This is a genomic window from Achromobacter sp. DMS1 (assembly GCF_001270295.1).
In genome coordinates, this window is sequence record NZ_LHSJ01000127.1 from 1 (window position 1) to 11,744 (window position 11,744).

An 11,744-nucleotide genomic window follows, 5' to 3' on the forward strand; every position below is an offset into this window, starting at 1 on the left:
GTGTGCACCGACGACCTGCGCGCCTCCTCCTGCCGCGCTGCAGGAAACCGACGAAGCCATGGCCCAGTTCGGCGCGCGCAGCGCATCGTCCTGACCAAGACCGACCTGCTCGACGAAGCCGCGCTGCGCGTGCGCGCCGACAGGCCGCGCGCTGGAATCCGCTGGCCGACGTCATCGCCCGTCCGGACGCGCCGCGCCGTGGCCGAAGCCTTCGCGCCTTCGAGGGCGGGCGGACCTGGCCGCCCAGGCGGCGCGCGCGCTTGCCGCGCCGCGCGCCGCGGCGGGAGCGCATCCGCGCATCCGCGTCATCGCCGCCCGCGCGCGCGCCGGGCTGGACTGGGCCGCATTCTCCGAATGGCTGGACAACGTCGCCGGCTTCTGCGGGGGGCGGCTGCTGCGGCTCAAGGCCGTGGTGCGCGTGAGCGACAGCGTCGAACCCATCCTGATCCAGTCCGTGGGCACCACGTTCAGCGCGCCGCAGCGGCTGACGCGCCAGCCCGACGCGCCCGAATCCATCATCGTCATCGCCCGCGACGTGGACGCCCAGGCGCTGCGCGCGGCCGTGCCGGACGCGCCGGTGGAGGTGCTCGCCTGATGTTTTCCATTGGCCCCGTCCATGCCCGCAGCCGCGGGCGCGGGCGGCGCCGAAGCCGCAGCGGAAGCCCGGCAGCACTCCGCGCCGGACGCCGTTCCTTTGCAAGTCGTCAGTCCCTCTTCGATATGAGGTCGTGTTATGCAAGATAAAAACCTGACTCGCCGTGGATTCATCAAGACGGCATCCGGCCTGGCCCTGGCTCCCGCCGTGGGCTGGCTGCCGGCAATGGCGCTGGCCGCCGACAAGCAGATCGTGGTGGGCACCTGGGGCGGCGATTACCAGAACCTGCTGCAGCAGATCATCAATCCGCTGGTGGCCAAGGCCGGCGTCAACGTGGTCTACGACACCGGCAACGCCGTGGGCCGCGTCACCAAGCTGCGCGCCGAAAAGAATTCGCGGCGCGGCAGCATGGACGTGGCGCTGCTGGGCGAGGTCGACATGTACGACGCCGAACGCTCGGGCACGCTGGAGCGCGTAGACGCCAAGAAGGTGCCCAACCTGGCGCACGCCATCGAGGCGCTGAAGACGCCCTACTCCATTCCGCACATCTTCAGCGCGATGACGCTGGTCTACAACACCGAGAAATTCGCCGCCCCGCCCGATTCGCTGCAAGTGCTGCTCGATCCCAAATGGAAGGGCCAGGTCGGTTTCTCCGACATTCTTTACCTGTACAACGCCGTCTTCGTCGGGCTGGGCGCCAACGGCACGACCAAGGATTTCGAGGGCGGCAAGCGCTTCCTGAGCAAGCTCAAGGCCAACGCGCCGCGCATCTATCCGTCCAACGAAGCGGTGGCGGCGGCGTTCAAGTCGGGCGAGATTTCCATCGCGTGCATGTGGAAGGCGCGCGCGCTGCAATGGAAAGACAGCGGCCTGCCGCTGGGCTTCGCCATTCCCAAGGAAGGTTCCGTGCCCGTCTCGTTCGAGGCTGCCGTGGCCAAGAACAGCCGCAACAAGGATGCCTCGTGGGCCTACCTCAATGCCATGCTGGAGCCCGAGGGCCAGGTCGGCTTCGCGCGCAAGATGGGCTACGCGCCCACCGTCGCCAACGCCACCCTGCCGGACGACCTCAAACGCGTCGGCTTCACCGATGCCGAGGTCAAGCTGCTGCACGGCTACGACCTGAAGGGCCTGACCGAGGCCAAGGCCGACATCCTGGAGTTCTGGAACAAGGACTTCAAGGCCGGGCTGTAAATCCGCCGCGCCCTCGGCCATCGCCGCTCCCGCCGGGCGGCGATGGCGCGAACGCGCCCGTGAAACTCATCGCGCGCGGCGCGCCTCGTCGTGGCGCGCCGCGCCCGCCACGACGCGCGTCCGAAGACAGCGACGAACAGAACGGACAGCACGACCACGATGGTCGCGCCGGCGCGCTGTCCAGGAAAAAACTCAGGTACACGCCGGACAGGCATGCCGCCACCGAGATCGCGCAAGCCGCCGCCAGCATGGCGCCGAAGCTGCGGGTGAGCAGAAAGGCGATGGCGCCGGGCGCGATGAGCAGCGCGATGACCAGAATGACGCCGACGGCCTTGAGCGCTCCCACGATCGTCAGCGAAAGCAGTATCAGCAGCCCGTAATGGAGCAGCCGCACGCGCAGTCCCACTGTGCGGGCCTGCACCGGATCGAAGGCATGCAGCAGGAAATCGCGCCACTTCAGCGCAATCACGCCGGTCGTCAGCAACGCCACGGCGCCGCTTTCCAACAGGTCGCGCATGCCGGCGCCCAGCATGTCGCCGAAGAGTATGTGGTCCAGGTGCACGTCGGCCCGGATGCCGGCGTGGAGCACCACGCCCAGGCCAAACATGCCGGAAAACACCACGCCCATTACCGTGTCCTGCTTGAGCCGGCTGTTGGCCTGAATGTAGCCGGTGCCCAGCGCGCACGCCAGGCCAGCCACGACCGCCCCCGCCTCCAGCGGAATTCCCAGGATGTAGGCCAGCACCACGCCCGGAAACACGGCGTGCGACACCGCGTCGCCCATCAGCGCCCAGCCGCGCAGCACCATCAGGCACGACAGCAGCGCCGTGGGCACCGCGGCCAGCACGGAAATCAGCAGCGCCTGCAACATGAAATCGAACTGCAGCGGCGCCATGAGAACGTCGAGAATCTTCATGGCGCGGCCGCTCCCGAAGCCGCGCGGCGGCGCGCCGCCAGCAGGCCATGCCTGGGCGCGAAGACGAAAGCGGCCAGGAAGCACAGCGTCTGCAGCGTCACGATGATGCCGCCGGTGGCGCCGTCCAGAAAATAGCTCGCATAGGCGCCCGCCAGGCTCGTCGACGCGCCGATCGCCACGCTGATGGCCAACAGCCGGGGAAAGCGGTCGGTCAACAGGTATCCCGTGGCGCCCGGCGTCACTACCATGGCCACCACCAGGAACGCGCCGACCGTCTGCATGGCCGCCACCGTGCAGGCCGAGAGCAGGACGAAGAAGACTCCTTTCATGAGCACCGGGTTTATGCCCACCGAGCGCGCATGATGCTCGTCGAAGAATGCGATCAGCAATGCCTTCCATTTGCAGAGCAGGACGGCCAGCGACACGCTCCCGATGATGGCGAGCTGCAGCGTGTCTTCCGGCGTGATGGCCAGAATGTTGCCCAGGATAATGGTCTGGATGTTGACCGACACCGGAGACAGCGAGGCCATGAACAGGCCCAGCCCGAAGAACGCGGAGAAAACCAGCCCGATGACCACGTCTTCCTTGAGCCGCGTGCGGTGGTTCAGAAACAGCATGGCCCCGGCCGCCAGCATGCCCGACAGAAACGCGCCGGCCGAGAACGACAGCCCCAGCATGTAGGCTCCCGCGACGCCCGGCACGATGGCGTGCGACAACGCATCGCCGATCAGCGACCAGCCCTTGAGCATGAGATATGCCGAGAGAAACGCGCACACGCCTCCGACCAGCGCGGACACCCACATGGCGTTGACCATGTAGCCGTAGCCGAACGGCTCGGCCAGCAGACCGATCATGGCCCGCCTCCCGGCCTGTCCTGGGGATCGCGCGCCGTCGCGGTGTCGCCGTAGAACACTAGAGGGCGCTCGTCGTCGGAGAAAATGCCCACACTCTGCCGCCGCCGCTCGTCGGTTTCGTTCAGCATGAAGTGCCGCAGCACGCCCCCGAACGCCGCCTGCAGGTTGGCGCGCGTGAACACCTCGGCGGTCGGCCCGTAGGCCAGCACCTTGCGGTTGAGCAGCACCGCGCGGTCGCAGAACTCCGGCACGCTGCCCAGGTTGTGGGTGGACACCAGCATCACGCGGCCCTCGCGGCGCAACTGGCCGAGCAACGCGATGATGGCGTCCTCGGTGGTCACATCCACTCCGGTGAAGGGTTCGTCGAGCAGGATGACACGGGCGTCCTGCGCCAGCGCCCGCGCCAGGAAGACCCGTTTCTTCTGTCCTCCCGACAACTCGCCGATCTGCCGCCGGCGCATCGCCTCCATGCCCACGCGCGCCAGCGCCGCCTCGACCATCTGCCGGTCCGCCGGCCCGGGCCGGCGCAGCCAGCCCATGTGCCCGTAGCGGCCCATCATGACCACGTCTTCCACCAGCACGGGGAAATTCCAGTCCACGTCCTCGCTTTGCGGCACGTAGGCGATCAGCTTGCGGCGCAGGGCTTCCCGGGCCGGCAACCCGAGCACGGCGACGCGCCCCCGGGCCAGCCGCACGAAGCCCATGATGGCCTTGAACAGCGTGGACTTGCCGCTGCCGTTCACGCCCACCAATGCCGTGATGGTGCCGGCCGGCGTCTCGAACCGCGCGTCCAGCAACGCGGTGTGGCCATTGCGGTAGGTAACCGTCGCGCCGCACACCTGCAGGCCGGGCGACGCCTCGTCGGGGGCCGGCCCGCTCAAGGCTCCAGCCCCCGGGCGATCGTTTCGGTGGTCACCCGCAGCAGGTCCAGATACGTGGGCACGGGTCCGGCCGGATCGCTGAGGGAATCCACGTACAGCACGCCGCCATAGCGGGCGCCCGTCTCGCGCGCCACCTGCCGCGCCGGATCGGCCGACACCGTGCTTTCGCTGAAGATGGCGGGCACGTGGTTCGCGATCACCGTGTCGATGACGCGGCGCACCTGCTGCGGCGTGCCCTGCTGATCGGCATTGATGGGCCACAGGTAGAGTTCCTTCAACCCGAAGTCGCGCGCCAGGTAGCTGAACGCGCCCTCGCTGGTGGCCAGCCACCGCCGCTCGGGGGCGATGGCCTGCAGCCGCGCGCGTATCGGCTCGATCGATTCCCTGATGCGCGCCTTGTACGCCTCCGCGTTCGCGCGGTACGTGTCCGCATGGGCCGGGTCATGCCTGGCGAGCGCGTCGCGGATATTGTCGACGTAGACCAGCGCATTGTCCGGCGACATCCAGGCGTGCGGATTGGGCTTGCCGCGGTAGGGGCCGGCGTCGATGCTCATCGGCTCGATGCCCTGGGTCACCACGGCGCCGGGAATCCCCTTGAGCCGCTGGAAAAAGCGCTCGAACCACAACTCCAGATTCAGACCGTTCCACAGCACCAGTTGCGCTCCCTGCGCGCGCGCCAGGTCGCCCGGCGTGGGCTGGTACTCGTGGATTTCCGCGCCCGGACGGGTAATGGAAACCACCTCCGCGGCGTCTCCCGCCACATTTCGCGCCATGTCGGCAATGACGGTAAAGGTGGTGACAACCTTGAATTTCTCCGCCCCGTGGGCGGGCAGGAAAGCCAGGGCCAGGACGGCTCCGGCCGCCCAGCCTGCGGCGCGCAGGACAGGCAGGCGCGCGCGGCGGCGCAACGATCTCAATGCGAGGAACATAGTGCAACTCCGGAAATCAACGATGTCCAACCTGTCCGCCCGGCGAGCGGGACGGAGCATGTCAGCGAAAACGCATCAACAGGAAGGAATCGGGCGCAGTTGCATAAAACCTCGTGGTCCCCGCGATTCTATGCCAGGTTCCTGTTTTGCGGCACCCGCAAACTGGAACGCGCCCTCGCGGTCCGGCAAGCGCGGCGCGGCGGAACGATGGGATATCCGATGCCAGGGCAACCGCGAGATGTCGCTCATCCAGAGCGATCCAAGATGGACAACGAAGGCATCTTGACGCTCCCGAGTCGCACGCGGGCGATGCTGCGGGAACGCCGCGAATCCGTGAAGGGCTTTCGCTGCCGTCATGTTTCCCCCAAGCTCAAGGGGCGTCGATGGGCGCGCGAAGACTTACTGCGAGGCCGTGCGACCGGCGCGATCCAGAATCACATTGAGAAGTGTGAACGTAACCTGGCCCCCGGACGCGGACGGGGTAACGCCCCACGCAGTCCGCGACGCCTACGCGGCGCGGCTTGTTCAGGCGAAGGGCGGATCGCTGCTGAAGGTGTCGAAGCTCCTGTGGCGCGCAACCGTCGTAATGACTCAGAAGTACGCGCACTTGTCGCCTGAAGCGACTGGAGCCGACGCGGCGGATGCCCTGGATCGCCTCCATTCGATGAATCGACAGAGGGTGACGACTCTATGGGTCGTGTTCAAAGGGAAGGGGTCACAGAATCGGACACAGTAAGTAGTACGCACAGGCCACATACTACTGAACGACGCCAGAAACGTCTTCGCCTCGAATGAGGCAGGAATGAGGAAGTGGTGGGTGGTGCGAGACTCGAACTCGCGACCAACGGATTAAAAGTCCGCTGCTCTACCGACTGAGCTAACCACCCGACCGAAGCGCGAAATTATGGCGGATTTCGCGCTTGCTGTCAAAACACGGCGGGCTGGCGCTTACCAGGCCGCCACCACCGCGCCCTTGAACTTGCTCTGGATGAAGTCCTTCACCGGCTGGCTGTGGTAGACGGACACCAGCCTGGCGAATTCGGGGCGATCCTTGTCCTTGGCGCGCACGGCGAGCACGTTGGCGTACGGGGAATCGGGCGATTCCTGGGCGATGGCGTCCTTGGCGGGGTTCAGGCCGGCCTCGAGCGCGAAGTTGGTGTTCACGGCCGACGCGTCGGTGTCGTCCAGCGAGCGCGGCAGCTGGGCGGCGTCCAGCTCGATGAAGCGCAGCTTCCGGGGATTTTCGATCACGTCGATGGGCGTGGCCTTCAGGCCCGCCTCCGGGCGCAGCTTGATGAGGCCGTTGGCCTGCAGCAGGAGCAGCGCGCGGCCGCCGTTGGTGGGGTCGTTGGGCAGCGCGAAACGGGCGCCCTCCTTCAGTTCGGAGAGCGACTTGATCTTCTTGCTGTAGATGCCGATCGGGAAGATGACGGTCTTGGCGATGCTGACCAGGTTGTAGCCGCGGTCGGCGTTGGCGTTGTCCAGGTACGGCTGGTGCTGGTAGCTGTTCACGTCCAGGTCGCCCGAGGCCAGGGCCACGTTGGGCTGCACGTAGTCGGAGAACTCGATGATGTCGATCTTCAGGCCCTGCTTGGCAGCCTCCTGCTTGACCACTTCCATGATCTGCGCGTGCGGGCCGGCGGTAACGCCGATTTTCAGCGGCTTGTCCTGCGCCAGCGCGGGCTGGGCGAATACGGCGGCGCCCAGGGCGAACGCGGCCAGCGACTTCAGAAGCTTGATGCTCATGTTGCGGATTTCCAGGTAGACGGAAAGGAAAAGGAAGAAAACCTGCCGGGTCAGCGGTGCGACATGCGCCGCACGAAGCGGTCGCCCAGGCTCTGGATGGCCTGCACCAGCACGATCAGCACGATCACCACCGCGGCCATCACGTCGGACTGGAAACGCTGGTAGCCATAGCGGATGGCCAGGTCGCCCAGCCCGCCGCCGCCGATGGCGCCGGCCATGGCCGAGTAGCCGATGAGGCTGACGACGGTAACGACGGTGGCGGCCACCAGGCCGGGCAGCGCCTCGGGCAGCAGCACCTTCACGATGATCTGCATGGGCGAGGCGCCCATGGCGCGCGCCGCGGTGACCAGGCCCGGATCGACTTCGCGCATGGCGTTCTCGGCGATGCGCGCCATGAACGGAATGGCCGCCACGGACAGCGGCACGATGGCCGCCGTGGTGCCGATGGAGGTCTGCGCCACCAGGCGCGTGAACGGGATGATGGCCACCATGAGTATCACGAACGGCACCGAGCGCGTGGCGTTGATGACGGCCCCCAGCACGTGGTTGACGGGCTGGTTCTCCAGCATGGCGCCGCGCGAGGTCACGGTGAGCGTCACGCCCAGCGGAATGCCGATCGCCACCGCGATGGCGCTGGCCACGCCCACCATGAGCAGGGTGTCAAGCAGCGAGGTGATGAGCAGGTCGATCAGTTGCGGGTTCATGAGCGATTTCTTCAACGGTAATGTCACGGGCGGCCAGGGCGGCGATGGCGTCGCGGACCGCGGCGGACGCGCCTTGGGCCAGCACGAAGATCGTGCCGACGGCCACGCCCTGGATGTCTTCTACGCGCGCCTGCACCAGGCCCAGGTCCAGCCCGTGCTGGCGGGCCAGGTCGGACAGGAAGGAGCCGGAGGCGTCATTGCCCTTGAGCGACAGGCGCAGCAGGTGCACGGCATGGCCGGGACGGGCCTGCGCCTGCGCGGCGATGCGCTCCTTGACGGCCGCCAGAGTGGCGTCGGTGAGATCGGACGCGGTGGCGGCCGACACCATGGCGCGGGTCACTTCGTGGCGCGGCTGGGCGAACACTTCGCGGGTGCTGCCCAGTTCCACCACCTGGCCCTGCGACAGCACGGCCACGCGGTCGCACACTTCGCGCACGACTTCCATCTGGTGAGTAATCATCACCACGGTCACGCCGGTCTTGCGGTTGATGTCGCGCAGCAGGGCCAGGATGTTATGGGTGGTTTCCGGGTCGAGCGCCGAGGTGGCCTCGTCGCTGAGCAGCACGTCGGGGTCGTTGGCCAGGGCGCGCGCAATGCCCACGCGCTGTTTCTGGCCGCCGCTGATCTGGCTGGGATAGCGGTCGCGCAGGTGCTCCAGCCCCACCAGCGCGAGCAACCGCTCCACGCGGGCGGGAATCTCGCTCTTGGCCACGCCGGCGATCTCCAGCGGCAAGGCGACGTTGCCGTACACCGTGCGGCGCGACAGCAGATTGAAGCCCTGGAACACCATGCCGATGCGGCGGCGCTGGCTGCGTAGCTGGGCTTCGGTCAGGCCGGTGAGCTGGGTGCCGCCGATGGAAATGCTGCCCTCGTTCGGCCGCTCCAGCAGGTTGATGCACTGGACCAGCGTGCTTTTGCCGGCGCCGCTGGGGCCGATGATGCCGAAGACCTCGCCCTGCTCGATGCGCAGGTTGATGCCGCGCAGCGCCTGGAACTGGCCGTGCGGCGTCGCGTAGGTCTTGGATAGGTTCTCGATGTGAATCATGGCAAGCGATTTTGTATCTTTTCTCTTCTGAAGAGAACGACAGTTTGTTCCACTTTTAATAACTATTGGTTATATAAAGTCCAGTGCAAGCGCGCTTCGCGGCAGGAATGAGGGCCCGCCCAAAAACGCGGAAAGGGCAGCCGCGAGGCATGGCCTCCCGACTGCCCTTCGCCTTGTCCTGCGCCCCGGCATGCCGCCGGCCGGCGCCGGCGCTAGCGCGCCCGTGAAATGCGGACTTCGGCGCCGCGGCGCTTGACTTCCAGCCCCTCGGAGGGCGAGATGCGCAGCCCTTCGAGGCCCTTGATGTAGCTGGACCCCTGCATCTGCATGACGCGGATCTTGTTGCGCATGACCACGGGGTTATGCATGGGCATGCCGAACATCCAGACCTCGTCGAGGATGCGCGCGGAGTTGAACTCGCCGGTGTGCTGGGCGGCGGGTCCGAGACAGAGCATGTGGCCTTCGCGGCCGAACACCGGGTACTGGCCCAGGTCGCACTCGACCGTCCAGGTGGTGCCGCCTTCGTAGCGGTGGCCGGTGTTGAGGTCCCACCAGGCTTCGCCCTTGGGCAGATAGACGCGCGCCTGGGTGCCCGGCTCGGTGATGGGCGCCACCAGCAGCGCGGGGCCCAGCAGGTATTGCAGGTCCCAGTCGTGCGCGTGCGCGTCGTGCGGGAACGACATGGCCATGGAACGCTGCACCGGCAGGCCGGTGCGGGCGGAATCCTCGATGGCGCCCAGCACGTAGGGCACCAGGCGGTAGCGCCACTGCATCCAGGTGCGGGCATGGGCCAGGGTTTCCTCGCCGAAGTCCCAGGGCATCAGGCCGTCCGCGCCCTGGAACGCGAAGTTCGCCGAGAAGATGCCGGCGGTGAGCCAGCGCAGGTACAGCTCGGGCGTCATGCCGGCGCGGTCGCGGGCGGCCGAGCCGATGCCGTGCACCTGCACCGGCACGGCGCTGGCGCCGATGGACAGCGCCGTGCGCAACGTGTGCCGCAGGCCCTCCCAGGTATTGTCCACCTCGGGGCCGGCCTGCCACGGCAGACGCTGGGCGGCGGGGAACAGGTCGCCGCTGGGCACCACGCCTTCCGGCGGCACCTTCAGGCCGGCCACGGCGTCGAACAGGGCGCGGCGCGCGAGCAGCGGGTAGATCGTGCGCAGCGTGGCGCCGGTTTCGCCGCCGCGCGCGGACACGCCGTCGGGAATCGCGATCTGGGCGTCGCAGGCGGGCGCGTCCAGGCCGTCTTCGATGAGCTGGCGGTGACGCTCCACCCAGAGGTTGTAGATGTCGCGGTAGGTGAGGTCGAGCAGGCCGTAGGGCTGGCCCGAGGTGGCCGCGTTGCCGTCGAACACCTGGGCCGAGCCGTCGTCGCGGGTGAGCAGCCAGCCCCGGTCTTCGAGCTCTTCGAACAAGGGGCTGTTCTTGAGCACGCCCGGGAAACCGGACGCCGCCACGTGCACGTTGTGCTTGTGGAAAAGCGCCAGCATCTGGCGCGCGTCGGGAAAACGCTGCGCGTCCCACTCGAAGACGGCCTTGTCGGGCGAGAAGCCCCAGGCGGCGGGCTGGGCCAGCTTCACCGCGTCGATGGGAATCTGGTTTTCGCGCATGCGGGCCACCAGGGCGGCGGTCTGCGTGGGCATCTCGCCGGCGGCCTGCTGCAGCCAGGCGCCCATGGCCCACAGCACGGGCTGGCCCGCGCGGCCGGTGAGCGCCGAATATTGGTTGAGGATCTCGGCGGGCTCGCCCGCAAAGAAGAAAAGGTCGAGGACGCTGTCTTCCACCGTGAGCACGTAGGCCGACTCCGCCGGCTCCGCGCCCACCGCGTGCTCGACGCGGCTGACGGTGTTCACGTACACGCCCCAGCCGCGCGGGCTCCATGCCAGCGGCAGGGCGCGATGCTCGGGGTCGTCGGAAACCACGGTTTCCTCGCGGCGGTTGAGGTCTCCGGGAGTTTCGCCCAGGCCGTAGACGCGCTCGTCGCCGTGCAGCGCGAACGCGGCCGTCCAGACCGCATCCGCCGGCTCGGCGAGCCCATCGTGGCCGAAGGCCGGCGCGTGGGCCGACACGTCGGATTCGAGCACGCGTTCTTCATTGCGCACCAGCGCCACGCGCACGGGATTGGTGAGCACCTCGAGCGCCACGTCGCCCTGCGCGATGCGCCAGCCCTCGCCATCGTCGCGGGGCGAAACCGTGGCTTCTCCCACGGCCTCCTGGCGCGCGAGCAGCATCTCGGCCACCACGCGCGCCCGGGAGCCGGGCTTGATATCGTCGGCAAGAAGGTTGGCCGCGCCGCAGCGCAGGCGGAATACGCCGGGCGCATGCGCCTCGACTACCAGGTGCAACCCATCGCCCGCGTCGAAATCGATACGACTGGGACGGGACGTCAGCAGGTCGACATTGTCGAGCTGGGTAGTATGGGCAAAGTCGAACTTGGGCGGCACAGAGCATCCCCCGGCTTAAGCCAAAAACCATCAAAAGACGCTATTTTGACGGATTTGGGCTTTGAAATAAACTCGGTCCCTCTTCTGGGCGGTATCCTCATCCAAAAAAAGGGCCGCAAAACGGCGCGCCTTCCGTCCTTCGGACGCGGCCCGCCGGCGGGGTTTTCGCGGCATTGTGGCGCCACATTCGCGCAAGCTCGCCCAACTGTCCATAACCGCCGGGCTACGCCCCCCGCCCCCAAGGGTCAGCGCGGCCCGATCAGGCGCAGCAGATCCGACTCCAGCGGCATGGGCTCGCCGGCCAGCGCCGCCCCGATCACTTCGCCCATGAGCGCCGACCACGACAATCCGCGCGACGCATAACCGGCCGCCAGCCAGACGCCGGGGGCGTGCGGCAGCTCGCCCACCGCCGGCAGGCGGCCGGGCAGCACGGCGCGCCAGC

The 11,744-nt window shown here is 67.7% G+C and carries 10 protein-coding genes, 1 tRNA gene and 1 pseudogene; 2 read left to right on the forward strand and 10 right to left on the reverse strand.

The annotated features are described in order from the left end of the window. The first annotated feature begins 358 nt into the window (after positions 1–358). Positions 359–595, forward strand: coding sequence for a GTP-binding protein (locus AD428_RS28035; RefSeq protein WP_235490431.1), 237 nt, complete (start codon positions 359–361; stop codon positions 593–595). Between the two features lie 138 nt (positions 596–733). Continuing rightward, a complete protein-coding gene (locus AD428_RS15285; RefSeq protein ID WP_053245743.1) occupies positions 734–1,786 on the forward strand; it encodes an ABC transporter substrate-binding protein in 1,053 nt (350 codons plus the stop codon). On the opposite strand, the gene AD428_RS15290 is transcribed toward AD428_RS15285, so the two are convergent. From AD428_RS15290 to AD428_RS15340, 10 genes and pseudogenes are all read right to left on the reverse strand, one after another. After that, positions 1,770–2,702, reverse strand: coding sequence for a metal ABC transporter permease (locus tag AD428_RS15290; protein ID WP_304438950.1), 933 nt, complete (start codon positions 2,700–2,702; stop codon positions 1,770–1,772). The genes AD428_RS15285 and AD428_RS15290 overlap by 17 nt on opposite strands. Next, positions 2,699–3,556, reverse strand: coding sequence for a metal ABC transporter permease (locus tag AD428_RS15295; protein WP_053245744.1), 858 nt, complete (start codon positions 3,554–3,556; stop codon positions 2,699–2,701). Before AD428_RS15295 ends, AD428_RS15290 begins: the two co-directional genes overlap by 4 nt. Further along, positions 3,553–4,437 (reverse strand): manganese/iron ABC transporter ATP-binding protein, encoded by an 885-nt coding sequence (locus tag AD428_RS15300; RefSeq protein ID WP_053245745.1) that lies wholly within the window; start codon positions 4,435–4,437, stop codon positions 3,553–3,555. Before AD428_RS15300 ends, AD428_RS15295 begins: the two co-directional genes overlap by 4 nt. Then, positions 4,434–5,366, reverse strand: a complete 933-nt coding sequence (locus tag AD428_RS15305) for a metal ABC transporter substrate-binding protein (protein ID WP_082308433.1) — start codon at positions 5,364–5,366, stop codon at positions 4,434–4,436. The genes AD428_RS15300 and AD428_RS15305 overlap by 4 nt, the downstream gene beginning before the upstream one ends. Positions 5,367–6,177: 811 nt before the next feature. Beyond that, positions 6,178–6,253 (reverse strand) — tRNA-Lys (locus AD428_RS15315). Between the two features lie 61 nt (positions 6,254–6,314). Continuing rightward, a complete protein-coding gene (locus AD428_RS15320) occupies positions 6,315–7,112 on the reverse strand; it encodes a MetQ/NlpA family ABC transporter substrate-binding protein (protein WP_053245747.1) in 798 nt (265 codons plus the stop codon). Positions 7,113–7,162: 50 nt separating this feature from the next. Then, positions 7,163–7,816, reverse strand: a complete 654-nt coding sequence (locus AD428_RS15325; RefSeq protein ID WP_053245748.1) for a methionine ABC transporter permease — start codon at positions 7,814–7,816, stop codon at positions 7,163–7,165. Then, positions 7,773–8,861 carry a methionine ABC transporter ATP-binding protein gene (locus AD428_RS15330; RefSeq protein WP_053245749.1) on the reverse strand — a complete coding sequence of 363 codons (1,089 nt, stop codon included), beginning with the start codon at positions 8,859–8,861 and terminating at the stop codon, positions 7,773–7,775. Before AD428_RS15330 ends, AD428_RS15325 begins: the two co-directional genes overlap by 44 nt. 212 nt (positions 8,862–9,073) lie before the next feature. Further along, entirely contained in the window at positions 9,074–11,302 is a 2,229-nt protein-coding gene (locus AD428_RS15335) for a glycoside hydrolase family 31 protein (protein ID WP_053245750.1), read from the reverse strand. Positions 11,303–11,547: 245 nt separating this feature from the next. Next, positions 11,548–11,744: pseudogene (locus AD428_RS15340) on the reverse strand (FAD-dependent cmnm(5)s(2)U34 oxidoreductase); the annotation flags it as partial.